This window comes from Colwellia aquaemaris (assembly GCF_057548755.1).
The window spans coordinates 145,023-169,516 of the sequence record NZ_BAAJLV010000001.1; the positions used below are offsets into that span (position 1 = coordinate 145,023).

General features: G+C 38.6%; 20 protein-coding genes and 1 riboswitch. Of the genes, 12 read left to right on the forward strand and 8 right to left on the reverse strand.

Going from position 1 to position 24,494, the window contains the following annotated elements; translation table 11 throughout:
* The first annotated feature begins 93 nt into the window (after positions 1-93).
* Both uvrD and AC27HL_RS00720 read left to right on the forward strand, forming a co-directional pair.
* Entirely contained in the window at positions 94-2,268 is a 2,175-nt protein-coding gene (gene uvrD, locus AC27HL_RS00715) for a DNA helicase II (RefSeq protein WP_487078227.1), read from the forward strand.
* A gap of 26 nt (positions 2,269-2,294) precedes the next feature.
* The gene (locus AC27HL_RS00720) at positions 2,295-3,557 is read left to right on the forward strand and encodes a diguanylate cyclase (RefSeq protein ID WP_487078229.1); all 1,263 of its coding nucleotides are present in this window, start codon (positions 2,295-2,297) and stop codon (positions 3,555-3,557) included.
* Between the two features lie 168 nt (positions 3,558-3,725).
* Here the strand turns inward: AC27HL_RS00720 and rarD are convergent, their stop codons facing one another.
* Positions 3,726-4,637 carry an EamA family transporter RarD gene (gene rarD, locus AC27HL_RS00725; protein WP_487078230.1) on the reverse strand — a complete coding sequence of 304 codons (912 nt, stop codon included), beginning with the start codon at positions 4,635-4,637 and terminating at the stop codon, positions 3,726-3,728.
* Between the two features lie 262 nt (positions 4,638-4,899).
* Here rarD and recQ point away from each other — a divergent pair, with 262 nt between their 5' ends.
* Entirely contained in the window at positions 4,900-6,702 is a 1,803-nt protein-coding gene (gene recQ / locus AC27HL_RS00730) for a DNA helicase RecQ (RefSeq protein ID WP_487078232.1), read from the forward strand.
* A gap of 58 nt (positions 6,703-6,760) precedes the next feature.
* Here the strand turns inward: recQ and AC27HL_RS00735 are convergent, their stop codons facing one another.
* Positions 6,761-7,060 (reverse strand): c-type cytochrome, encoded by a 300-nt coding sequence (locus AC27HL_RS00735; RefSeq protein ID WP_487078234.1) that lies wholly within the window; start codon positions 7,058-7,060, stop codon positions 6,761-6,763.
* Positions 7,061-7,238: 178 nt separating this feature from the next.
* On the opposite strand from AC27HL_RS00735, the gene AC27HL_RS00740 reads away from it, so the two are divergent.
* Positions 7,239-7,544 carry a DUF3630 family protein gene (locus tag AC27HL_RS00740; protein ID WP_487078236.1) on the forward strand — a complete coding sequence of 102 codons (306 nt, stop codon included), beginning with the start codon at positions 7,239-7,241 and terminating at the stop codon, positions 7,542-7,544.
* A 73-nt stretch (positions 7,545-7,617) separates the two neighbouring features.
* A complete protein-coding gene (locus tag AC27HL_RS00745) occupies positions 7,618-8,091 on the forward strand; it encodes a 2-thiouracil desulfurase family protein (RefSeq protein WP_487078238.1) in 474 nt (157 codons plus the stop codon).
* Positions 8,092-8,131: 40 nt separating this feature from the next.
* Here the strand turns inward: AC27HL_RS00745 and AC27HL_RS00750 are convergent, their stop codons facing one another.
* Positions 8,132-9,145: a GGDEF domain-containing protein gene (locus AC27HL_RS00750; RefSeq protein ID WP_487078240.1), complete on the reverse strand. Its 1,014-nt coding sequence runs from the start codon at positions 9,143-9,145 to the stop codon at positions 8,132-8,134.
* Positions 9,146-9,381: 236 nt separating this feature from the next.
* Here AC27HL_RS00750 and AC27HL_RS00755 point away from each other — a divergent pair, with 236 nt between their 5' ends.
* The 3 genes from AC27HL_RS00755 (at position 9,382) to AC27HL_RS00765 (ending at position 13,808) form a co-directional block, all read left to right on the forward strand.
* Positions 9,382-11,157, forward strand: a complete 1,776-nt coding sequence (locus tag AC27HL_RS00755; RefSeq protein WP_487078242.1) for a DUF885 domain-containing protein — start codon at positions 9,382-9,384, stop codon at positions 11,155-11,157.
* Between the two features lie 79 nt (positions 11,158-11,236).
* A riboswitch (cyclic di-GMP riboswitch) is annotated at positions 11,237-11,319 on the reverse strand.
* 152 nt (positions 11,320-11,471) lie between these two features.
* Positions 11,472-13,313: a hypothetical protein gene (locus AC27HL_RS00760; RefSeq protein WP_487078244.1), complete on the forward strand. Its 1,842-nt coding sequence runs from the start codon at positions 11,472-11,474 to the stop codon at positions 13,311-13,313.
* A gap of 15 nt (positions 13,314-13,328) precedes the next feature.
* The gene (locus AC27HL_RS00765; protein WP_487078246.1) at positions 13,329-13,808 is read left to right on the forward strand and encodes a hypothetical protein; all 480 of its coding nucleotides are present in this window, start codon (positions 13,329-13,331) and stop codon (positions 13,806-13,808) included.
* A 59-nt stretch (positions 13,809-13,867) separates the two neighbouring features.
* Here AC27HL_RS00765 and AC27HL_RS00770 read toward each other — a convergent pair whose 3' ends face one another.
* Positions 13,868-14,122, reverse strand: coding sequence for a hypothetical protein (locus tag AC27HL_RS00770; RefSeq protein ID WP_487078248.1), 255 nt, complete (start codon positions 14,120-14,122; stop codon positions 13,868-13,870).
* Between the two features lie 231 nt (positions 14,123-14,353).
* Between AC27HL_RS00770 and tesB the strand changes: the two genes are divergently transcribed.
* Positions 14,354-15,211, forward strand: a complete 858-nt coding sequence (tesB, locus tag AC27HL_RS00775) for an acyl-CoA thioesterase II (RefSeq protein WP_487078250.1) — start codon at positions 14,354-14,356, stop codon at positions 15,209-15,211.
* Here the strand turns inward: tesB and AC27HL_RS00780 are convergent.
* Together AC27HL_RS00780 and AC27HL_RS00785 are read right to left on the reverse strand one after the other, a co-directional pair.
* A complete protein-coding gene (locus tag AC27HL_RS00780) occupies positions 15,195-16,454 on the reverse strand; it encodes a mechanosensitive ion channel family protein (RefSeq protein ID WP_487078252.1) in 1,260 nt (419 codons plus the stop codon). The two genes, tesB and AC27HL_RS00780, sit on opposite strands and share 17 nt — an antisense overlap.
* A complete protein-coding gene (locus AC27HL_RS00785) occupies positions 16,454-17,359 on the reverse strand; it encodes an acyltransferase (protein WP_487078253.1) in 906 nt (301 codons plus the stop codon). The genes AC27HL_RS00780 and AC27HL_RS00785 overlap by 1 nt, the downstream gene beginning before the upstream one ends.
* Positions 17,360-17,782: 423 nt before the next feature.
* Here AC27HL_RS00785 and proB point away from each other — a divergent pair, with 423 nt between their 5' ends.
* Both proB and AC27HL_RS00795 read left to right on the forward strand, forming a co-directional pair.
* Positions 17,783-18,898, forward strand: coding sequence for a glutamate 5-kinase (gene proB, locus AC27HL_RS00790; protein WP_487078254.1), 1,116 nt, complete (start codon positions 17,783-17,785; stop codon positions 18,896-18,898).
* An 11-nt stretch (positions 18,899-18,909) separates the two neighbouring features.
* Positions 18,910-20,160 carry a glutamate-5-semialdehyde dehydrogenase gene (locus AC27HL_RS00795; protein ID WP_487079856.1) on the forward strand — a complete coding sequence of 417 codons (1,251 nt, stop codon included), beginning with the start codon at positions 18,910-18,912 and terminating at the stop codon, positions 20,158-20,160.
* Between the two features lie 79 nt (positions 20,161-20,239).
* Here AC27HL_RS00795 and ilvC read toward each other — a convergent pair whose 3' ends face one another.
* Positions 20,240-21,724, reverse strand: coding sequence for a ketol-acid reductoisomerase (gene ilvC, locus AC27HL_RS00800; RefSeq protein ID WP_487078256.1), 1,485 nt, complete (start codon positions 21,722-21,724; stop codon positions 20,240-20,242).
* Positions 21,725-21,905: 181 nt separating this feature from the next.
* On the opposite strand from ilvC, the gene ilvY reads away from it, so the two are divergent.
* Positions 21,906-22,781: an HTH-type transcriptional activator IlvY gene (gene ilvY / locus AC27HL_RS00805; RefSeq protein WP_487078258.1), complete on the forward strand. Its 876-nt coding sequence runs from the start codon at positions 21,906-21,908 to the stop codon at positions 22,779-22,781.
* 4 nt (positions 22,782-22,785) lie between these two features.
* Here ilvY and AC27HL_RS00810 read toward each other — a convergent pair whose 3' ends face one another.
* Positions 22,786-24,309, reverse strand: a complete 1,524-nt coding sequence (locus AC27HL_RS00810; protein ID WP_487078260.1) for a YifB family Mg chelatase-like AAA ATPase — start codon at positions 24,307-24,309, stop codon at positions 22,786-22,788.
* Between the last annotated feature and the right edge of the window lie 185 nt (positions 24,310-24,494).

A 24,494-nucleotide genomic window follows, 5' to 3' on the forward strand; every position in this document is an offset into this window, starting at 1 on the left:
TTTTTAGTTGATAAGATTTTTCTTAAAAGTTACTAATAAAGTGCTGAGCTTGTTATGATAGCGGCATATTTTTGTTATTAATTTTGTTTTGCTATGGATGTTTCTGAACTACTTGATTCGTTAAATGATAAACAGCGTGATGTGGTGGCTGCTCCGCTACAAAACATGTTGGTACTTGCTGGTGCTGGCAGTGGTAAAACACGTGTTTTAGTGCAACGAATAGCTTGGTTAATGAAAGTTGAACAAGCTTCCCCTCATAGTATTTTAGCGGTAACTTTCACCAATAAAGCTGCCGCAGAAATGCGCGCCCGTGTAGAGCAAACCGTTGACGGTAATGTTCATGGTATGTGGGTTGGCACTTTCCATGGTTTAGCGCACCGTTTATTGCGTATGCACTTTCAAGAAGCAAAGTTACCGCAAAGTTTTCAAGTGTTGGATTCAGATGACCAACTTAGGTTAGTGAAACGCATAGTACGTTCATTAGAGCTTGATGAAAAACGCTGGCCAGCAAAGCAATTTCTTTGGTATATCAATGGTAAAAAAGACGAAGGTTTACGGCCGCAACATATTGATACGCAGTTTGACGTTACCGAAGAAATGTACGTTAAGGTTTATCGTGTATATCAAGATACCTGTGATCGCGCTGGCCTGGTAGATTTCGCAGAATTATTATTAAGAGCACATGAGCTTTGGTTAAATAACCCTGAATTGCTGCAACACTATCAACAGCGCTTTTCCCATCTACTTGTAGATGAATTTCAAGATACCAATGCTATTCAATATGCATGGCTGAATATGCTCGGCCAGAAAAGTGCTAATGTTATGATTGTCGGTGATGATGACCAATCTATTTACGGTTGGCGCGGGGCAAAAATAGAAAATATTCAACGATTTTTAAAAGACTTTGACGGTGCAAGAACCATTAAGTTGGAGCAAAATTACCGCTCTACAGCCAATATTCTAACGGCTGCCAATCAATTAATTGGCAATAATAATAATCGCTTAGGTAAAGATTTATGGACCGATGGTGATGCTGGCGAGAAAATTTCTATTTATACCGCTTTTAATGAAATCGACGAAGCCCGTTTTATTGCTGGCCGTATCGCTGATTGGCAGAAAAATGATGGTTCACTTGATGATGTTGCCATTTTATATCGTAGTAATGCGCAATCCCGCTTAATGGAAGAAGCGTTAATTCAGGCACAATTACCTTATCGGATATATGGTGGTTTGCGATTTTTTGAACGTCAGGAAATTAAAGATGCCCTCGCGTATCTACGTATATTAAATAATCGTGATGACGATGCGGCGTTTGAACGCATTATTAATACGCCAGCGCGTGGTATTGGCAACCAAACCTTAAGTTTAGTGCGCGATGCTGCTCGTAGCTTGGAGTGCACTTTGTGGCAAGCATGCCAACATATGATGCAAAATGAGCAACTTAAAGGTCGTAGTGCGAAAGTTATTCAACAGTTCATTCATTTAATTGACCAACTTGAAGATGATTCTTGTAATTTGAATTTAGACCAGCAAGCAAACTATGTTATTCAACATTCCGGTTTGAAAGCTATGTATCAAGCGGAAAAAGGTGAGCGTGCTGAAGCGAGAATTGAAAACTTAAATGAGCTTGTAACTGCCTGTCAAACCTTTGAAATTGACCCTGAGTTAGAAGAGGAACAAAGTGAATTAACCGCATTTTTAACTCATGCCGCATTAGAGTCAGGAGAGTCGCAGGCCGATGATTACGAAGCTGCCGTGCAATTAATGACCATGCATTCCGCAAAAGGCCTAGAGTTTCCACTTGTTTTTATCGCTGGTTTAGAAGAAGGTATGTTTCCATCGCAACAATCGGTAGAAGATATAAGCCGTTTAGAAGAAGAGCGTCGCTTGTGTTATGTCGGAATGACGCGGGCAATGGAAAAGCTGTATTTGTGTCATGCGGAAAGTCGTCGTTTGTATGGCCAAGAAAAATATCACAAGCCAAGTCGCTTTCTTAAAGAGCTGCCTGATAAGTGTATTGAAGAAATTAGACTGCAAAACCAAGTTAGTCGCCCAAAAACAACTGGACGTTTTTCTTCGACTATCACTTTAGAAACCTTTGAAAGCACAGGTTTTAAGTTAGGTCAGAATGTTCGACATAAAAAGTTTGGTGATGGTGTTGTATTAAATTACGAAGGCAGTGGTGCGCAAAGCCGAATTCAAGTAAATTTTGCCGATGTAGGTAGTAAATGGCTCGTTGTCGCCTATGCTAATCTAGAAGCGTTATAAAAAAAGAACGAGGAAGTAGGATTATTATGTCAAAAAAGTTGTTAGTAGTGGAAGACAGTCGTCCGATAGCTCGTGTTATAAAACAAATTGGTGAAGCGTTAAATTATCAAGTTACGGTAGCGGCAAGTTTAGCTGAAGTTGAAGCAATTCTTCAGGGCGGAGAAAAAGAGTTTTTTGCGGCCACCATAGACTATGCCTTACCTGATGCTAGTGATGGTGAAGCGATTGCTTGTGTGCTATCTCACGGTATTCCGGGTGTGGTTATGACCGGTAAAATGGATGATGTCACTCGACAGAAGATTTTATCGCAGCCAGTGATTGATTACATTCCAAAAGAAAATAGCCAAGCATTTTTGTATTTAAAGCGCATTTTGCATTGGCAGTTAACCAACCAAGGTAATGGTATTTTGGTGGTTGATGATTCATCGTCAGCACGTAATCACGTTGTTGAGCTGTTAAAGCGCCGTAATTTCAATGTTTATGTCGCTGACAATGGGCAGCGGGCGTTGGAAGTATTAGCCCAACACAATGATATTAAAATGGTTATTACCGATCTGGAAATGCCGGTAATGGACGGTATTGAACTAACCAATGAAATTCGTAAATTATATAGCCGTGAACAATTAGCTATTATTGGTATTTCTGGTGCCAGTAATGGCGTTCATTCCGCACGTTTTATTAAAAACGGTGCTGATGACTTTTTAAGAAAACCGTTTTGTCCGGAAGAGTTTTATTGTCGTATTACGCAAAATATTGAGAGTTTGAATAATATTGAGCAAATACAAAAAGCTGCAAATACTGATTACTTAACTGAGTTACCTAATAGGCGGGCATTTATACGTGATGCGCAAGCTAATATTGCGGAATTTACGGGCAATAAAACCCCTTATGCATTAGCCATGTTAGATATCGATTTTTTTAAGCAAGTGAATGACAACTATGGCCATGATGCTGGTGATCACATCTTGAAGGTTCTAGCACTTTATATGCGTAAACATTTTGGCAATGGTTTAATTGCCCGTTTAGGTGGCGAAGAATTTGCGATATTGATTTCAGGATTAGATGAAGATCAATTGTATAACCGGTTAGATGATTTTCGCCGCACAATTTCTGTTGCGCAATTATCCTTTGAACAGCAGCAAATTACTTTCTCTGTTAGTCTAGGTGTTATCTTTAATAGTGCAGAAAGCTTAGCTAAACAAATGAGTTTAGCGGATGGCGCATTATATTATGCAAAAGAAAATGGTCGTAATCAGGTTAGTATTGTTGGTGCTTTAGAAGAGTCGTAGCAGTTTGAAAATATAGGCAATTATGTTTGGTGGTCAGTGCTATCGCGACATACCTTTCATCCTGAACATGGTCACTTTCATATCGATGTGATCGTGACATATTGTGCGTTCTGAACATAAGAGTGTCTTAAAGACACTCTTTTTTTATTACTGAAAAGTGAGCAGTTATTAGCTAACAACCTCTTTTTGATGCCTTCTTCTTGCTTTAATTGAATCAAAACTAAATACTGCTAGTGCTGTCCATATGCAAGCAAAAGTGACGAGCTTGGCAAAGTAAAGTGGCTCCTGATAATAAAAAGTTGCTAAAACAAACATAATGCTGGGGCCAATATATTGGAAAAAACCGAGAGCAGATAATGTCATACGTTTGGCGGCTGCGGTAAAGCACAGTAATGGCGCTGTGGTAACAATACCGGCACAAATCAAGATGGTATTTAATGACCAAGCATTGGCTAAAATATTACTTGTGGTGGTTTCTAAAAATAATAGCCAATAAATAATGGCGATGGGCAGCATCATTAAAGATTCAACCAATAAGCCAACAAATGAATCAACAGGCATTTTCTTGCGCAATAAGCCATAAATACCAAAAGTTCCCGCTAGAGCTAAAGAAATAATAGGTAATGAACCCGCAATAACTAATTGAATAACTACACCAATAAGTGCTAACACAACCGCAAATATTTGCCATGGTCGTAAACGTTCGCCGAGAAAAATTACCCCTAAAGCAACACTTAACAGTGGGTTAATATAATAGCCTAAACTGGCATCTAGCAAATGATCATTATTGACTGCCCATATGAACATAAACCAATTCACGCCTAAAAATGTGGCGGATATGGTTAAGCGTAATACAACTTTGGGCTGGCTAATTATTTGCACAAAACTACGCCATTTATTAGAAAACAATACAACTAATAGCAATAACAGCGTTGACCAAACGACGCGATGAACCAGAATTTCATCGGCACCAATATGTTGGATTAATTTGAAGTATAATGGTGCTATACCCCACATGGTATAGGCACTAACGGCACTAATTATACCGCCACGTAAGGCAGTTTGTTGAGCTGTTGACATTGCGTATTAGCTTATAGGTAAATGTTCGGCAAGAGTGCGCAATGATAGCATTAATTATCAGTTTTGAGCATTAGTCTTTGTTGCCATTGTTGATCTCCAGTTCGTGTGCTGTACTAAAAGGAGTTTACCGCAGGCAGTTGAAAAGCAAACTTTACTATCTTCAAGGTATTCATATTTAATCTTAGATAATGAAAATAATTCTCTGCACAAGGCGACTACTGCGTTAAAATAACCGCTGGTTTTATCAAGCGAAGATTATCTGTTGCACGCCACGTCATCAACAACATTAACAGAAGCCCTAAAACACCATTTTGGCTATCAAACATTTCGACCCGGTCAGGAAGAAATTATTCAACAAGCAATTCAAGGCCGAGATAGTTTGGTGTTAATGCCCACAGGTGGTGGCAAGTCGATGTGCTATCAGTTGCCGGCAACCATAATGTCGGGAGTAACTATAGTTATTTCGCCGTTAATTTCCTTGATGAAAGATCAAGTAGATGGTTTGATCAGACAAGGAATTTCAGCGGCTTACGTTAATTCATCACTTAACAGTGATACGATTAATGATATTTTTCGACGCTTAGGACAAGGAGAAATAAAACTTCTGTATGTTGCACCAGAGCGCTTGAAAAATTATTACTTTGTGCAAGGTTTGTCGCAGCTTGATATTAGTTTGTTCGCAATTGATGAAGCCCATTGTATTTCACAATGGGGGCATGATTTTCGCCCTGCATATACTCAATTACATTTACTTAAGCAGCACTTCCCTAATGTGCCCGTTATGGCACTGACTGCTACCGCTGATGTTACAACTCGTAGAGATATTTTGCAGCAACTTGCCTTACATGATCCTTATATTCATCTTGATAGTTTTGACCGACCAAATATTCGTTTTACCTTGGCGGAAAAGTATCAAGGTGAGCAGCAAACTCTCGGCTATATTAAAAAACGTAAAGATGAATGCGGCATTATTTATTGCAATAGTCGCTGGCAGGTGGAAAAGCTAGCTAAGTCATTGGCAGGATCAGGTATTAATTGTGCAGCTTACCATGCCGGTTTAGAGCCAGAAATTCGTAATATCATTCAAGACAAATTTGCTAAAGATGATGTGCAGGTAGTAGTGGCAACGGTTGCTTTTGGTTTAGGTATAAATAAGTCTAATGTTCGTTATGTTATTCACTATGAGCCCCCAAGAACATTAGAGTCTTACTATCAAGAAATAGGTCGCGCCGGTCGAGATGGTTTGCCTGCTGAAGCACTATTTTTGCATGACGATAAAGATGTTGAACGGATCAGCAAACGTATCTTAGAAGGTGAAAACGAACAGCGTGTGAACGTTGAAATGCAACGTTTTCAAGCAATGCGTGGTTTTGTTGATGCGCAAACTTGTCGTCGGCGCGTAGTACTAAATTATTTTGCCGAGTTTACCGAACAAGGCTGTGGTAACTGTGATATTTGCTTAGACCCACCTAGCCAATTTGATGCCACACAAGCGGCACAAAAAGTATTGTCTTGCGTTTATCGTATTGAGCAAAGTGGTGATATTGAACATGTTATTGCTGTATTAAGAGCTGATAACAGTAATGAAAAAATTCGCCAATTAGCACACGATAAAGTCTCTACATTTGGGATTGGTAAAGATAAAACACCAGGATATTGGTTTTCTATTATTCGACAGCTAATTCATTTGGGCTATTTGCAGCAAGATATTGCTGCGCAATCAAATTTATGCTTAACACAGGCTGCAGGTGGTGTTTTAAAAGGACAAGAGCCATTAATGCTTGCGGCACCAAGATTGCAAAAAGCCAGCTATTGGCAACGGAATAAGCAAGGTAAAGTGTATGATAGAGCGTTATTTGCTAAGTTAAGATCATTACGAAAAGAAATTGCAGCGCTTGAAGATATCGCGCCTTTTATTGTGTTCAATGATGCCACGCTAGCCGAATTAGCACGTGTGCAGCCTGTTACCTCAGCACAAATGCTCAATATTAGTGGTATTGGTGACACTAAGCTGGCACGTTATGGTGAACCCTTTTTATCCTTGATTAAGCAACATATAGTGTAAATAGGTAGAAACAAAAAAAGCGCTAAGTAGCGCTTTTCTATAATAGCAGAGCTTAATATTATTTTAGGCTTGCGTAGTATGCAGCAATGTTAGCTACATCTTCGTCAGATAATGCCATCGCCATTGGTGCCATTACTGGATCTTTACGGGCGCCCGATTTAAAATCTTTTAATTGCTTAGCAAGGTATGCTTCTTTTTGACCAGCAAGATTTGGGTACATAGGAACTGCAGAAATACCTGCAGCACCGTGACAAGCGGCACACATACCTGATTTAGCTTTACCAGCCGCTGCGTCGCCAGCGAATACAGGTGAAGCCATCATAACAGTAGCAGCAACAGCTAAAGTAAGTTTTTTCATAAATATTATCTCTCTTTGATAACTAATTTTAAAGGATCCTTACTTGATTATATGTAAAAAATAATCAGTTGTCCTTGCTTTTTTTGGTATCGTGCCAGTTGTTAAATTTATCTTATATTTAGTTGCGCTAGCACAAGTTTTAGTCAATTAAATTATCTTACAGGAGTACTTATTATCTATGCAGACAGATAATGAAATTGAAATTTCTGAAATAACCTTAGTCGGCGAAGGTGTACTACAAGTACAGTTTAATCGAGAGTGGTCAATGGACGATTATGCAAAATTAAGTGACAAGCTATTGTCTTTAATATCTGCACAAGTTACCGAGCGTATTCAAGGGGCAGATTTACATTGCTTACGTTTACTTTATGCTGATGCTCACCTGTTACTAACTTTCGAAGAGTATAGTCAGTCTTGTTGGTTTGAATGCGCAACAGATCAAGATCAAGCAGCCCTGTTGTCCCTGCAAAAACTGCTACGATAAGCATTTGGGCGATTGACCTTTGTTTATATTTTCAGCAATAGATTGATTTTATCGGTATAGGCGAGCAAAGTTTATGGAAAAAATACTCATTAGCAGTTGTTTTTTAGGTAATAAGGTTAGATACGATGGCGGTGATAATTTATTAACCACGAGAGTTATTCAACGTTGGCAGCAACAACAGAGATTAGTGGTGATTTGTCCTGAATTGGCGGGTGGTTTGTCAATTCCACGTGCTCCTGCAGAAATTCAACCAGGTAATGTAATACAGGTTATTACCAATAAAGGTGAAGATGTAACCGCAGAGTTTACCCGTGGTGCAAACGCTGCATTAATGCTATGTAAACAACATAATATTCGTTTTGCCCTACTGAAAGAGTCGAGTCCATCTTGTGGCAGTAAAACGATATATGACGGTTCCTTTACCCGACAAAAAATTTCCGGACAAGGCATAACAAGCAAATTGTTAAAGGACCATGGAATAAATGTGTATGGTGAAAATGATATTGCCGAGCTATCAGCTCAGCTAGCAACAATAGACGACATATAACTAATGTATTCTAAGTGGTTTTGTTTTCATTGCTAAGTTTTTATGCCTTAGCAATATGCACATGATTAGTGATGTTACTGGTAATATTATTAATTAACTGGCGCGTTTGGTTTAATATTGAATTGGGGCTGGTAGCAACATTGTAGTCGCTAACACCAATACTTAAGGTCATTTGTGGTAAGCGAGCACCAGATTTACTGCTAACAAACCGTAATTTTTCCACGCCTTGTCTAATCTTTTCCGCTATTTCTCCGGCAATATTACGTTCTAAATCAGGTAGTAATATTAAAAATTCATCACCAGCAGATCGTACCGGTAAACCACTTTCGCCAACATAGCTGCTAATTTTATTTGCCACTTTTGTTAGCAATACGTCGCTAATTAATGGACCAAACTGCTCGTTCATCTTTGAGAAATGGTCAATATTAACAATAATTGCAGCGACTTGTTTATTTGGATTGTCTGATAGCCAGATATCTAAATGTTTAGTCATAGCTTTTCGGTTATATAAGCCAGTCAAAGGATCTAGGTAAATTTCCTTTTTGACATCATCTAATTCACTTCTTAGGTTATCAGTGGATTGTTGAGATGCGAGTAACTGCTGTGCTAACTTTTGCTGTTGAAGTTTAAACTGTTGCGTTGCTTGACGAATTTGCTTAATTGCAGAAAAAACTTGGCGTTTATCCGGTGATTTTAAACTTGAGATATTATCGTCTAATTGATTAACAAGCTGCTCGGTACAATGCTGTGATTTCTTACTGTTATCTTTTAACTCAACGAGTACTTCGTCTAGATCATCAATTAGCTCGCCATTTAGTGCGCTCTGCCCCAAAACAAACTGGCGATATACTTCTTCTAAAAAAAAGTTATCAAGCTTTTTTCCTGTTGCAAGTTGTTTTTCGATTGCGCTATTGAGGGCTTTTGACGATTTATTAAGATAATCATAACTAACAGCGTAATTAATTGGCGTCGCCGGTATATGCCATAACTGCAATTGTTTTATGGCGGCGTGCATTTTTTGTTCGGCTTGTGCTATGGAATCATGGTACTTCACTATTCCAACCTTATTAAACCTTACGACGATAATCTTATACTAAGTATTCTCTAGTAAATTGTGTAAAAGTGCCATAGTTAAATACGTTAATATCGCTAAAAAAGAGCAAATTGAAGATAAAATTTGTAAATTTTCTTTTATTGGCCTTGATATCAATAAATACTTTATAAATGGTTTTGTTTTGTTAAGGTGAGCAAGTATCAAATGTCTTTATTTATTCACCGTTGGGATTTTTAATGAAAGTATTGCTATCAACCATAACTATGCTGCTTTTTCTTATGGCCTGCCAATCAAATTTAGCGCAATTACCTGCGTCATCACTTAAGCAAGTGATCAGTGATTATCAGCAATTTAAAGATAAGCAAAGTCCGTTTAATCAGGATCTCGCTGGGGAAACGAATAATTTATTACCTGATTTATCGCCGGAAAAGCTTAAATTACAGCATCAAAAGCTACATGCTATTTATCAACGGTTAAGTGCGATAGATAATAAACTATTAAGTCGCCCCGAACAGATAAACCATGCTGTTTTGTCTTACACAATTAAAAATCAGTTGGATAGCTACACAAACAAAGAGCACTATATGCCACTAACGGCGGAATCTGGCTTTCATGTTTGGATCAGCCGAATTAATCAACAGGTTAGCTTTAAAACTGAGCAAGATTATCGTGATTATTTAATGAGATTATCAACTTTACCAAAGTATTTTTCTCAACAAATTGCTTGGATGGATAAGGGCATTGCTGAAGGAATTACGCAGCCAAAAGTCGTTCTAGAAGGTTTTGAAGAGTCAATTAAAGCCTTTATTAAAACGGATGTCACAACAAGTACTTATTATCAACCGTTTAAAAATATGCCAAGTTATTTTTCGGAGTCACTTAGTTTGCAATTACGCAAGCAAGCGGCTGAGGTAATTGCTAGCCATGTTATTCCAAGTTACCAAAATTACTATGATTTCATGGTACAAACATATAAACCTAATGCCCGTAGCAATATTGCAGCGACATCTTTACCCAATGGCCAAGCGTATTATCTAAATAGATTGCAGCATTACACAACGCTGCCTATGAATGTTGAACAAGTTCATGAAACAGGCTTGTCAGAAGTAAAACGTATCCGTGGTGAAATGGACGCAATTATTAAGAAAGTTGGTTTTAAGGGCAGCTTTGCTGATTTTGTGCAATTTTTACGTACTGATAAACAGTTTTATGCAACCACGCCTGAAGCGCTGTTAAAGGAAGCATCATTTATAGCCAAGAAAATGGATGCACAGTTACCTAAGCTTTTTAAGACTTTACCTAGAACACCCTATGGTGTAATTCCAGTTCCGGCAAATATTGCACCTAAGTATACAACTGGGCGATATTCAGGGCCTTCACGAGATGACCAGCCAGGTAATTACTGGGTGAATACGTATCGATTAGATCGTCGACCTTTGTATGTGTTAGAGGCATTAACCTTACATGAAGCCGTCCCCGGTCATCACTTACAAGGTTCAATTGCTCGAGAAATGCAAGAAGTACCAAAGTTTAGAAATCGTACTTATATATCGGCTTTTGGTGAAGGTTGGGGCTTATATTCAGAATATTTAGGCATTGAAGCTGGTTTTTATCAAGATCCTTATAGTGACTTTGGGCGCTTAACCTATGAAATGTGGCGTGCAGCACGTTTAGTCGTTGATACGGGTATGCATGCAAAAGGCTGGAGTCGTAAACAGGCTATGGACTTTCTTGCTAACAATACCGCGCTATCATTACACAATGTTAAAACTGAAATTGACCGTTATATTTCTTGGCCAGGGCAAGCCTTGTCATACAAAGTGGGTGAACTAACAATAAAGCGTTTGCGTAAAACTGCGGAAAAAGCTTTAGGTGAAGCATTTGATTTAAGAGATTTTCACGATCAAATTTTGAAAAACGGTTCAATGCCTTTATCTATGCTAGAAACCATTGTTATGGAATATATTAATCTGCAGCAAGTAAAAGCGTCAGCTGAAAATAAAGAAGAATAGACAGAGGAAAGGCACGCAAAGTTACCAGAGGTAATGATGGCAGGCTGTTCAATGAAGATAAGCCCCCACTATATCTAAATTTGGCAGTTCCGCTATCATAGGTTTCCCCTTAGATCGGTAACTTTGCGTCTCCAGTTTTCACTGGGTTTGCCCTTGTCGAGCTTTAGCAGCTCAAAGGTGATTATAGGCAAAGAATTTTATTTGTAAACTTTTTTTGATGTTATATCGCCAATTCATGCGTTAACATATTAAATAATAAACAAAAGTAAAAAACTTATTTGCTTTATAAATGTTGCACATGGAAGTTTATTTAAATGACAAAAATGCTGCAAGGCGCACTTTTTATTCTGATTTTTTTCGCTACCATTGTTGTTGATGCATTGGAAATTAATACGAAAATTCGCAATGAAATCAATAGCTATTATGAAAAAGATAAAGAGTCTTTAATTTACCAAGAAGTCGTAACTGTAGCGCAGTCGGTTATTAATAGTCGGCAAAGTTATAGTCGTAATGTAGTGGCAAAGGCTTTTTCGTTATTATCTGATGTTGCCTACAACCGTGGTGATTTAGCAGCGGCACTGCAATTTGCTCAATACGGTACTAAAGTTGAAAATGCAGATATACCAATTCAGTTGGATTTACTGTTAAAAGTTGCTCGCGGTTATTATTCTCAGGGTAAGTTCATACAACTTCGGGAAGTATCGCAAGAAACAGCTTGGCTAGCTGAAGAAGCTGGCAATATGAACTTTCATTTGCAGGCGATGGCTTATTCTGTCGTCGCATATGCGTTAAGTGCTGATTATACATTAGCGATTAATGAACTGAGTAAAGTTGAGCAGCTACTAACTCAAAATCAACAATCTGTAGAACAGGTGGCATTATTAGAAATTATTGCTCAGGCACACTTCTATTTGTCGGAGTATAATAATGCCGCAGAATTACTCAATAGAGCATTAAAGCTTCGTATTGAATTATCAAAACTGAAAGGTATTGCAAAAACCTATCATTTACTTGCCTCCGCTTATTATCAATTGCATCAGTATGATGATGCTTATCACGCTTATTACGAGTCAAAACAATTAGCAGCAAATTTTGGTTTGAATATTCGGGCTTCGTATGCGGAGCTAGGTCTTGGCAAGGTGCTTTATCAACAACAGAATTTCTTACAAGCCAAATCTCACTTATTGAATGCGCAAACTGTATTTGAACAATACAACTTACCGAGAGTAAAACTTTCGGCACAAATTATTTTAGCGAAAGTGTACTATGCACTAGATGCTCCAAAACAAGCTGTGCAATTGTTGCTCGTTGCTGAAAAAACAGCTGATAATATTGTGCTTAAGCCTGAGCAAGTCGAACTATATTTGTTATTGGCAAATTACTATCAAAGCATTGGTCTTTTTCAACAAGCTGCTAATATGCAAGCACGCTTTATTGAATTACATCAAGGGTTTAATCATGCTGCTGATGTTAAAAATGTTGTGTTTTCAGCGGCAAATAATACCAGTAAGAAAGCAAAAAATTTGGCATTAAACCTAGCAGAGCAAAGCGAGCTTAGTATTCGATTTAATGAGAAATTTCGCCGTCAAGAATTACAAATCGTGCTGCTTGTTACGGCGTTAATATTAATAGCATTGCTATATATGTTAAGACGCTTTCGCCGTTATCGAAAAAAATTGAGCCAAGGCTATGATGAAATAGAGTTACTTAAAACCCAATTAGCGCGCCCTGTTAAAACAAAACAGTGGTATCAACAGCAATATAAAATGGCACGTAAATATCAATACCAAGTTTCTATTGGTTATTTGATAATTGAAAATTGGCAGGAACTAGCATTTCATTTTAATGCAAAAATATTAAATGATGTTTCGCAAGCGATTGCGGTAATTGTTAATGAAAACCTTGAAGAGGAAGACTATTCAGGGGAAATTTGTGCAGGGGAGTATTTGTTTTTATGCCCACACCAAAATACAGAACAGATGTTTAGTAAGTTAACTTGTATTAAACAAGCAATAAATACCAGATTTTTTGCCAATTTAGGAGATTATTCAGTTAAAATTAAATTTTCCGTGGCGTCGCCCAATATCCAAGATATTGATCCATATGTTTTTCTTTCGCGCTTAAGTGATAATACTGAGGCGGAATTAACAGGGTAGTTTATAGGTTAAATAATGATTTTTGTTTTAGCAGTGATCGCAATATTTGTTGCGGTAAGTATATATTTCTTTTTTAAGGCCGAAAGTTTACAACGTGAAATACTGTTGATGAAACGAGAAATATCAACAACTAAAAAGGAAAACAAGCAATACATTGAAACTGTAGCAATTATTGCTCAACGTTATGAGGATATTGCCAAACATAAACTTAGTAGCTTACGAGAAAGTGGCGCTATGGCTGATAAAGAACTTGAATTGATTGCTCCTATGGTTAACAACTATGCTGTGATTTTTAATGACAGCATAAATGGCAAAGGTAAAATGCAAGCGGCGATTAAAAAGGTCTACGAAGGCTTTCAAAAAGGTTCGTATAAAACTCTTGCTAACCATATTGCGCAATCGAGTAAAGACATTAAACGTGCGTGGGCGAGTAATAATATTAACGGCTGTATCATATTGGTTGATGCTTTATTACAAGCTGATAAGAAAAAATAGTGCTTTAAACTAAAAAATCTACCGTTGAAAGTGGATTTTTATTTTAACTTTATTACCGTTTATGGGCGAATGGTAATATCAGGAGAAGTATCTATTTCACCATCGTCGGTAATGGTAGCGGCATTGCTATCACACAAAAGCACAGCAATATTACCGGACTTGCTGCTGCGAATAAAAGCGAGATCATAGCCAAATTGCGTTAGGCTACTTGTGGCAAATTTCTGAGCAAGAGACAGTTTATCCCATAGATTTGACTGCTCTGGTACATATTGACGTCTTTCGAGTAAAATCTCGCGTTCTAGAACTGCTTGCACAATTGCCTCTTTAAATAATTTCGATAACTTTGTTGTTACATAGAGCAACTTATATGAGAAGTTTGCTAATTTCAACAATAATTCAAAAATAATTGTATATTTCTTATGCTGGTGAACCAGATGTTTTAAATAAAATGTATGGAAAGAGGCGATTTTAGAGGCTAAGCCGTTATGAATTATTGTTTTGCTCGTTATAATACCGACAAGTTAAGTTAAGCATTAAGAGATTATATGAGCCAGGTATTGAATGATTTATCAGCGTTATTGAAGTTAGAAGCAATAGAGCAAGGCATATATCGTGGTGACAGCCAAGATTTAGGATTCCGTGCATTGTTTGGCGGCCAAGTTATGGGCCAGGCGCTTTCCGCAGCCCAAGAAACCGTTGCAGCAACACATAGCGTTCATTCTTTACATTCATACTTTTTGCGACCTGGTGACGCCAGTAAACCGGTCGTTTATCAGGTAGAAAATATTCGAGATGGCCGCAGTTTTAATACGCGCCGTGTTAATGCTATTCAAAATGGTAAAGCTATTTTTTATATGACAGCGTCATTTCAGCAGCAAGAAACAGGGTTTGATCACCAGGATAAAATGCCAGATGTGCCTGGCCCAGAAGAGCTAAGGTCATATACAGATTTTATTTTTGACAACCAAGCAGCCATTCCTGAAGAAATACGGGGGAAGTTTCTGTCGGAAAAACCAATAGAAATACGCCCTGTTCACCAGTATAACTGGGTTAAACCAGAAAAAACGGCCGCCAAATGCCAGATGTGGATAAAGTCGAATGGCTGTTTGCCAGATGATTTACGTATTCATACCTATTTATTAGCTTACACATCTGATTTTCTGTTTTTACCAACGGCACTTTACCCGCATGGGCTTAGCTATTGGCAGCCCAACTTTCAATTAGCAACAATTGACCATTCTATGTGGTTTCACCGCCCGTTTCGTCTTGATGAATGGTTGCTGTATAGCATTGATAGCCCGTCAGCGAGCGGTGGTCGCGGCTTAGTTAAGGGGCAAATATTTAATCGAGAAGGTTTACTGGTTGCCTCAACCATGCAAGAAGGTGTTATGCGCCAACGTTAGATGTTTGCCAATCATAGCCACTAGGGTGTTGAAATATGCGTAACTTAAACATTGGTGCTGCGGCGTATAGATGGTCAAAAATATCTGCTTGTATTGCTTCGTAATTCACCCAATTTTTGTCATTACTGAAAAAGTATAATTCTAAAGGTAAGCCAACTTCTGTTGCTTTAAGTTGTCTTACCATACATGTCATGCCTTGATGTACTTTCGCATGTTGCTTTAAATAAGCTTCAATATACGCCCTAAAAGTACCAATATTGGTAAGTTGCCTATGATTGATATTGATACCGTCAAGCTCGCTATTAGGTGTTGACGGCTCATCTTGAATGGTAATTTCTTGTTGCTTATTTGCTAAATATTTGGCGAGTAAATTGACTGATTTTAACGCCTCAACTTGCTGTTTGTTGTAAAAACAAATGCTACGAACATCAATTACAATAGCGCGCTTGATGCGTCGACCACCTGAATTGAACATGCCGCGCCAATTTTTAAATGAGCCACTGGTTAACGCATAGGTTGGTACTGTGGTAATAGTGTTATCAAAGTTTTTCACTTTAACAGTGTTTAAGCCGATTTCTAAGACATCACCATCAGCGCCATATTTAGGTAATTCAATCCAATCACCCGGAGCGACCATTTTATTGGCTGATATTTGAATACTGGCAACTAAACCTTTAATTGTATCTTGAAACACTAAAATTAAAACTGCCGTTAACGCACCTAAACCGCTGAGTAAATACAAAGGTGAGCGATCAAGCACTAATGATATGGCCAATATGGTTGCGACTAAGTAAACGGCGAGCTTGATGACTTGCAAGGTTGAGTTTAATGGTAAGTATTTTTCTGAGGCTGTTTCTCGATATACATTATTAATAACATTTAAAACAGAGCTAATGCTGCGAGCAATTTGGAAACAAATCGCAACCTTGGCGAAAATTATTAGTCCATTTGCGAGCAGTGTTTCTAGCGGAATAAATATCGGTGTTAAAAATAACAATAAAACAAACGGTACTAGTAATGCGATGCGGGTAAATACTTGGTGCTCAAATAGTAAATCGTCCCAAGTGTTTTTTGAGGCAGTAATAACTTTTTTAATAATCACCAGAACTTGATGTTTGGTTAAGTAATAGCTGATGCTGCATAATAATAAAATTACTATACAGCCAATTGCTGCGGCACTTAGTGCTAGGTAAGAGCTATGAACGCCTTGCTCGGTTAACCATGCGGTGATTATTGCTTGCATTACATTTCCTTGTTTGCCTTTTCTTCAAGTTGCAGCATTTTTGCATCTTTATCAAGCCAAAGTTGGTTTACCCATTTTTGAAACTGAATTTTATATGCACGATCATTAACATAATCACCTTGGAGGGTATCGTCAATATCTTGAGTTTCGATACAAATGTCGACTTGATGAATTCGACCACAAAGAAAGTCGATAAAGTTAGGTGTTCCATCGGGGTAATAAATGGTAACGTTAACCACCTTACTCAGGTTACCTTTCATTGCTTGTAATACAAACCCAATCCCGCCGGCTTTAGGCTTTAATAAACGTTGAAACGGCGAATTTTGTTTTTGATGTTTCTCTTTAGTAAAGCGCGTACCTTCGATGAAGTTCATCACACTGACCGGCTTGTGTTTAAATTTTTCACAAGCTTTTTTAGTCGTTTCTATATCTTTACCTTTTAAATGCGGGTTTTTCTTTAAAAAGTGTTGGCTATAACGTTTCATAAAAGGGAAGTCGAGTGCCCACCAAGCTAAGCCTAAAAATGGTACGTATATTAATTCTCGTTTCAGAAAGAATTTTAAGAAAGGAATTTTACCATGCAAAATACGTTGTAAAACAACAATGTCGACCCAGCTTTGGTGATTGCTGATCACCAAATACCAGTCTTTCATTTTGAGCTGCTCTAATCCTGTAACTTTGAGTTTGGTTTTAGTGAATAATTTTTGATTGTAGGTATTAAGCAACACCCAATTACTGGCCATTTGATCAAGCAAATAACTAAATATTTTCTGCCAAAAGGTTAAGGGGACTAAGGCTTTTAAAAGAGAAAAAATGAGAATTGGCAAAAGCCATAGCAAGGTGTTGGCAATATATAAAATAAATGAAAGGCAACCAACTATAGGGCTAGGTAAAAAATGCAACATAACGCAATAACCAATATTTTTTGAGCTAAATTTAAGAATCATAATATTAATGGGTTTCAAGAATGGTTTCAGTAAAAATCTTGAAAAAATGTTTGCTATTAAATTGCCAATAATCTGTAAATTGTGATGAAAGTCACGAAAATTACAGTTATGACCGACTAAATTTTTAAGATGTGAGCTTGAGTGTATAGAAATTGGTATTTTTGTCGCTAAAGTACAGTGGCTGAAAACGCATCACATTTTTATTGCTTCGTGGTGTTAACCATTAAATAGCTTTTTTAGCTTAGTAAAACTGTTATTTAACAAGACTAATTCCATAAAGCGTTAGAAAATAGCAAACAAGTCTATATTTATTGCAAAAGTTGATTGCAAACTAAGCACTATTCAAGGCAAGCTTAATGAACATAAAATAGAGGAGTGGTCATGAAGTTTAATCGTGCGGTTATAAAAGTGGGTAGTGCTTTAGTTTCTCCTGATGCTAAAGGTTGCAACGGTAAGTATTTACTTGCTATTGCTCGCTTTATTACTGAATGTCAGCAAGCAGGTAAAGAAATAATTTTGGTTTCATCTGGCAGTGTTGCCGCTGGTCGAGGTTTGATTGCGCACGGCTCCCCCAACCCCTCTATCCCCACAAAACAAGCTATGGCCGCCGTTGGCCAAATGAGAATGATGGCAAATTGGCAGCGATTTTTTGATGTGCCCTGCAGCCAGTTATTAATAACTCACGGTGATCTTAAAGACCGCCAACGTTATATTAATATTAAAAATACCCTACGAATATTACTCGATAACGGAACTATTCCTATTGTTAATGAAAATGATACTGTGGCAACAGATGAGTTGAAAGTGGGTGACAATGATAATTTAGCGGCTTTGGTTGCCTTAGTAAGTGAGGCTGACTGTTTGTTTATTTTAAGTGATGTTGACGGTGTTTATGAACAAGATCCTAGAATAAACTCTAACGCAAAATTATTACCAACCATTACTAAAATTGATACGTCAGTGTACGCCATGGCGGGTGCCACTAATAACCATATTGCTACTGGTGGTATGAAAACAAAGATTCAGGCAGCAGAAAAAGCTGTAGAAAATGGCATAGAAACCTATATTTTAAATGGCAGCCGTGCGCAAGTGTTTGAGCAAATATTATCAGGGCAAAACCCGGGGACACACTTTGTTGCCAAACAAGGCGCTACACGTGCGCGAAAACATTGGCTAAAACATACACTAAAAAGTAACGGTAAAGTTTTGTTAGATACTGGGGCTGTAAACGCGGTAATAGCAAAAGGCGCTTCTTTACTTCCATCGGGAATTACCAGTATTACAGGAGAATTTACTGCCGGTGATTGTGTCGATCTTTATAATGCTGCCACTGAGCAATATGTTGCTAAAGGTATAAGCCAATATAGCAGCCGAGATTTGCAGCGTATTCAGGGCCAAAAAAGTGATGAAATAACAAGGATTTTAGGCTGTTGCCCTAGTAAAGTTGTAATGCATCGAGACGATATGGTTGTGATTGAGAACTCAGAACAAAATTAGCAGAGTAAAAAATTATGTTTGATATTGTAAAAAGCGCTGCCTTAGCAAAACGAGCAGCATTAACGGTCGCTCAATTAACAAGCCATGAGAAAAATCAATTACTTGTGAAAATGGCGGATGCTATTACTGCAAATAGTGCAGTAATTATTGCTGAAAACGCGAAAGATATTACTGCCGGTAAAGCGAAAGGCCTAACGACGGCAATGCTGGATAGATTATTATTAACACAGCAAGGTGTTAATGATATTGCTGAAGCAATTCGTGACATCGTACGTTTAGACGATCCTGTTGGTCATATGAGTCAGTTGGCATTGCGGCCTAATGGCATGCAAGTAGGTAAAATGCGCATTCCACTTGGGGTTATCGCTATGATTTATGAAGCTCGACCAAATGTAACCGCAGAGTCCGCTGCTTTGTGCTTAAAGTCAGGTAACGCGGTAATTCTGCGCGGTGGCTCAGAAGCTATTCATAGCAATATTGCAATAGCAAATTGCTTACATCAGGTGTTAGAGCAAGCTAATGTTGATAAAAACTGTATTACCGTTATTCCAGATACTAGCCGTGATGTTATCGAGCAGCTATTAAAACAACGAGAAAGTATTGATTTAGTGATTCCACGCGGCGGCGAAGGATTAATTCACTATGTAACGGAAAATAGCCAAATTCCGGTAATTCAGCATTTCAAAGGGGTATGTCACTTATTTATTGATAAGTATGCTGATGTTGAAAAGGCGATTAATATTTTAGTCAATGGCAAAACACAAAGGCCAAGTGCTTGTAATGCCCTTGAAACGGTATTAGTTCATGCCGAAATTGCAGAAAAAATATTACCGAAAATAGCCGTTGCTTTTAAACCTGCGGCTGTTAAAGTGCATGCTTGTGCGGGTAGTATTGAGTATTTTGAGCATGCGGCTCTTGCAACAGAGACTGATTTTCAAGCGGAATATTTAGCACAAGAAATTGCAGTTAAAATTGTATCTAGTTTTGAACAAGCCCTTGTGCATATTCAAACCTATAGTTCTGATCATACTGAAGTTATTGTTACGCAAGACACGAGTCGAAGTCAGCGCTTTGTGCGCAGTATTAACTCTTCCGTGGTAATGGTAAATGCCTCATCGCGCTTTTCAGATGGTGGCCAGCTTGGCCTTGGCTCAGAAATTGGTATTTCTACTAGTAAATTACATGCCTATGGTCCGATGGGACTTGCAGCACTTACAACGGAGAAGTTTGTGGTATTAGGAGATGGACAAATTAGAAGTTAGTAGGTTTAGGTATAAAAATGGCATTGAGTGTGAATCTCAATGCCATTTTTCGTAAGCTTTGTTAATTATGAGTGGCTAACTAGTGATTTGCCTCAACAATACGCTTCATATCTGTCATGTAACCACGTAGCTCCTTGCCAATAATTTCTACTTGATGGCTACGAATGGCTTCATTTACTTCAATTAAACGCACGTTATCAACACCGGTATTTTCTGCTGATAAACCTTCGCCTAACTGTTCTAAGGTTAAATTACTGGCGTAGTCAGCTAGTAAAGGTACTGCCGCATGGCTGAATAAGTAGTTGCCATATTCTGCGGTATCAGAAATAACTACATTCATTTCATAGAGCTTATTACGTGCAATACAGTTAGCAATTAACGGTGTTTCGTGTAGTGATTCATAGTAGGCTGATTCTTCTATGATCCCTGCGGCTACCATAGATTCAAATGCTAGCTCAACGCCAGCTTTAATCATAGCAACAACAAATATGCCTTTGTCGTAATATTCTTGCTCTGTGATTTCGATATCGCAATCAGCGGCAAGTTCAAACGTTGTTTTTGCCGTTTCTGCGCGCCATTTTAATAAGTTAGCATCATCATTAGCCCAGTCTTCCATCATAGTTGCTGAAAAACGGCCTTCAATAATATCATCCATATGTTTTTCAAATAATGGTCGTAAAATGACTTTTAGTTCTTCTGACATATCAAAAGCTTTAATTTTCGCCGGATTTGATAAGCGGTCCATCATATTAGTGATACCGCCGTGTTTTAGCCCTTCTGTTGTTGTTTCAATGCCATATTGCAGAAGTTTACGAGCATACGCGGCGTCCATTCCTTGGGCAATTAGTTGCTTATGCCCAAGAACCGCCGCGGTTTGTAACATGCCACATAAAATGGTTTGCTCACCCATAAGATCTGATTTTACTTCGGCAATAAATGATGACTCTAAAACACCAGCACGGTCGCCACCGGTAGCTGAGGCATAGGCTTTTGCAATAGCTAAACCGTTACCTTGCGGATCATTCTCTGGGTGTACAGCAATTAATGTGGGCACACCAAATCCGCGTTTATATTCTTCTCTAACTTCAGTGCCTGGACACTTAGGAGCAACCATAACGACAGTAATATCGGGACGAATTTGCATGCCTTCTTCAACGATATTAAAACCATGCGAGTAAGATAATGTTGCCCCTTGTTTCATTAATGGCATTACCGCATTAACTGCTGAGGTGTGTTGTTTGTCAGGTGTTAGGTTTAGCACTAAATCTGCTTGAGGAATTAATTCTTGGTAGCTACCCACTTTAAAGCCATTTTCAGTGGCCCATTGATAAGATTGTCGTTTTTCGGCAATAGCTGCGTCACGTAATGCATAGGAAATATTCAAGCCTGAATCACGCATATTCAAACCTTGATTGAGGCCTTGAGCACCACAACCGACAATGACAATATTCCAATCTTTAATAAAGTTGCAACCGTCATTAAACTCTTCTCGCTGCATAAAACGACATTTGCCTAATTGCGCTAATTTTTCGCGCAAGCTTAAAGTATTAAAATAGTTAGCCATGTGTATCTCCTGTGCTTGGCTATCAACCAAGGAATCTAATGAATCAGTAAAATAATTACTATGTGCTATATCCTAACCAAATTTTTATGTTGCTTAAAATGATATATTTGCACTGTTGTGTTGCGAAAATCGCAATATATAATTAATCTTAGTTAATTCTCTTTGTATTGAAAATTAAAATATGGATTTGAAAGCATTACGCATGTTTGTTGATTTAGCTAAATCACTACATTTTGCAAAAACGGCAGAACTTCACCACGTTAGTCCATCAACCTTAAGCCGAACAATTCAACGCTTAGAGCAAGAAGTGGGTAGTTCGTTATTGCATCGTGACAATCGCTCAGTGGTGCTGAGTGAAGCAGGAAAGCAGTATAGTAAATTTGCTGAGCAGCAACTCGAACAGTGGCAGATATTGCAATTATCATTGCATCAAAAACAGGCTGAATTACAAGGAAAATTACATATTTATTGTTCAGTAACCGCCGCTTATAGTCACTTGCCACCATTACTTGAACGCTTTCGACAGCAACATCCTTTAGTGGAGATCATGCTAACAACGGGTGATGCCGCAGATGCACTAGATCAGGTTGAGAAACAAGCGGTTGACTTTGCAATTGCCGCACGGCCCGAGCAGTTATCTCGTATTTTTAATTTTCATCATCTTGCTGAAATTCCGCTGTCTGTTATTGCGCCGACTATGGTGTGCCAAGTACAACAGCAATTGCAGCAAGACTTTCTATGGTCTGAAATCCCAATTATTTTGCCTGAGCATGGTCCTGCCCGTAAACGTTTTGAATTTTGGTATCGTAGGAAGCAGCAAGGAAAAGCGAACATCTATGCCACAGTTTCAGGGCATGAAGCCTTGGTTAGTATGGTGGCGTTAGGTTGCGGCGTTGGTATTGTGCCACAAGTTGTTGTTGAGAATAGCCCAGTTAAAGAGCGAGTACAGTACTTAACGGATGTGGGAGAAATTGAACCTTTTGAACTGGGTGTTTGTTGCTTAAATCAAAGTAAAGATCAACCATTAATTAAAGCGTTTTTTGCATCAATTACATGATTATTTATACCGCCACTGCTTCCGTTAAGTGACGTAAAATTCTATCCATAGCGCGATACGATAATGCCTCTGTTAAGTGTTTGCGTTCAATATTTTCGAGTGCCTCCATGTCTGCAATCGTGCGGGCAATTTTTAGAATTTTGTGGTGCGCTCTGGTAGACAAATTTAACTTTTCAATTGCTAGTTCTAAAAATTCACTGTCATCAGCATTAAGCCGGCAGTGAATTTTCAATTCGGCACTTGATAACTGGGCATTTGCTTTACCTTGTCGTAGCATTTGTCGTTGATGACAGGTAAAAACGCGTTGCTGAATTATCTCACTAGATTCACTTTTTTCGCTACTGTTTGCCCACATGCCTTTTGGCAACCGAGTAACTTCAATTTGAATGTCGATGCGGTCGAGAAATGGTCCAGATAGGCGATTTAAGTACCGCAATACTTGCTCTGGTGTGCTGCGCTGATCGTTGTAAAACCCGGTCGGGCTAGGGTTCATCGCCGCCACTAGCTGAAAGTTTGCTGGAAATGTTTGCTTAACCAATGCTCGCGATATGGTTACCGCACCTGACTCCATGGGCTCTCGCAAAACATCGAGTACTTTACGTTCAAATTCGGGTAGTTCATCAAGAAATAATACGCCGTTGTGTGCAAGTGATATTTCCCCAGGTTGCGGGTGACTACCGCCGCCAACTAAGGCAGCCGATGAGGCGGTATGATGTGGTGCTCTAAATGGCCGAGTTAACCAAGAATCAGGACTAATGCTTTTATGGCAAATGGATTGAATGGCGGCACTATCAAGTGCTTCTTGCTCGGTCATTGGTGGTAGAATTCCAGGTAAACGACTGGCTAACATGGTTTTTCCGGTACCTGGCGGGCCAATAAATAGTAAATTGTGTCGACCGCTCGCCGCAATTTCTAAAGCGCGTTTTGCTAGCGGTTGGCCAACAACATCGGCAATGTCTTCTTGAATTGTATTGTGTGCTTTGCTGGTTAAGTTTGTTTCAACAAAGGGCAATACTTGCTGATTAAGAAAATGGGGAAACAGTTGTGTTAAATGGTTTAAGCTCAATATTTTTGCCTGTTTTACCCAACTTGCTTGGTTGGCATTTTCGCATGGAATGACTAATGTTCTGCCACTTTTTTGGCATGCCATAGCCATTGGAATTTCACCAATAATGGCTCTAAGCTCGCCAGAAAGTGCCAATTCGCCCGCGAATTCATACTGCTTGAGATCTGTTTCGGGCAATTGTTGAGCCGCAGCCAAAATACCAATTGCTATGGGGAGATCAAAACGGCCACCTTCTTTGGGTAAATCAGCTGGCGCTAAGTTAACGGTTATGCGCTTGGCTGGAAATTCATATCCGCAATTAATGATGGCACTTCGTACGCGATCTTTTGCTTCCCGTACTGAAGTTTCAGGCAGTCCAACGATATTGAATGCAGGTAGTCCATTGGCTAAATGCACTTCTACAGTAACTAGAGGTGATTCGAGGCCGATCCTTGCCCGGCTATAAACGCATGCTAATGCCATAAAAGTCCATTTCAATTATGTCAGGTTTAGCACCTAGTTTAGCCAATAACTAAATTTTGTGCGAAAAATTGTCTTGATATAACCAATTAAATAAGCTGGTTGAAAAAAACTATAATAAAAATGCTTGCGTTGAAGATTAGAGCTATGGTACTAATTTAAATAGGCTGAAAACAGCAAAACTAAAA

What these genes read in the sequence shown, in the direction of transcription:
- uvrD (WP_487078227.1), top strand. Translation starts at nt 94, where the DNA reads ATGGATGTTTCTGAACTACTTGATTCGTTAAATGATAAACAGCGTGAT.
- AC27HL_RS00720 (WP_487078229.1), top strand. Translation starts at nt 2,295, where the DNA reads ATGTCAAAAAAGTTGTTAGTAGTGGAAGACAGTCGTCCGATAGCTCGT.
- rarD (WP_487078230.1), bottom strand. Translation starts at nt 4,637, where the DNA reads ATGTCAACAGCTCAACAAACTGCCTTACGTGGCGGTATAATTAGTGCC.
- AC27HL_RS00735 (WP_487078234.1), bottom strand. Translation starts at nt 7,060, where the DNA reads ATGAAAAAACTTACTTTAGCTGTTGCTGCTACTGTTATGATGGCTTCA.
- AC27HL_RS00740 (WP_487078236.1), top strand. Translation starts at nt 7,239, where the DNA reads ATGCAGACAGATAATGAAATTGAAATTTCTGAAATAACCTTAGTCGGC.
- AC27HL_RS00745 (WP_487078238.1), top strand. Translation starts at nt 7,618, where the DNA reads ATGGAAAAAATACTCATTAGCAGTTGTTTTTTAGGTAATAAGGTTAGA.
- AC27HL_RS00755 (WP_487078242.1), top strand. Translation starts at nt 9,382, where the DNA reads ATGAAAGTATTGCTATCAACCATAACTATGCTGCTTTTTCTTATGGCC.
- AC27HL_RS00760 (WP_487078244.1), top strand. Translation starts at nt 11,472, where the DNA reads ATGACAAAAATGCTGCAAGGCGCACTTTTTATTCTGATTTTTTTCGCT.
- AC27HL_RS00765 (WP_487078246.1), top strand. Translation starts at nt 13,329, where the DNA reads ATGATTTTTGTTTTAGCAGTGATCGCAATATTTGTTGCGGTAAGTATA.
- tesB (WP_487078250.1), top strand. Translation starts at nt 14,354, where the DNA reads ATGAGCCAGGTATTGAATGATTTATCAGCGTTATTGAAGTTAGAAGCA.
- AC27HL_RS00780 (WP_487078252.1), bottom strand. Translation starts at nt 16,454, where the DNA reads ATGCAAGCAATAATCACCGCATGGTTAACCGAGCAAGGCGTTCATAGC.
- AC27HL_RS00785 (WP_487078253.1), bottom strand. Translation starts at nt 17,359, where the DNA reads ATGTTGCATTTTTTACCTAGCCCTATAGTTGGTTGCCTTTCATTTATT.
- proB (WP_487078254.1), top strand. Translation starts at nt 17,783, where the DNA reads ATGAAGTTTAATCGTGCGGTTATAAAAGTGGGTAGTGCTTTAGTTTCT.
- ilvC (WP_487078256.1), bottom strand. Translation starts at nt 21,724, where the DNA reads ATGGCTAACTATTTTAATACTTTAAGCTTGCGCGAAAAATTAGCGCAA.
- ilvY (WP_487078258.1), top strand. Translation starts at nt 21,906, where the DNA reads ATGGATTTGAAAGCATTACGCATGTTTGTTGATTTAGCTAAATCACTA.
- AC27HL_RS00810 (WP_487078260.1), bottom strand. Translation starts at nt 24,309, where the DNA reads ATGGCATTAGCATGCGTTTATAGCCGGGCAAGGATCGGCCTCGAATCA.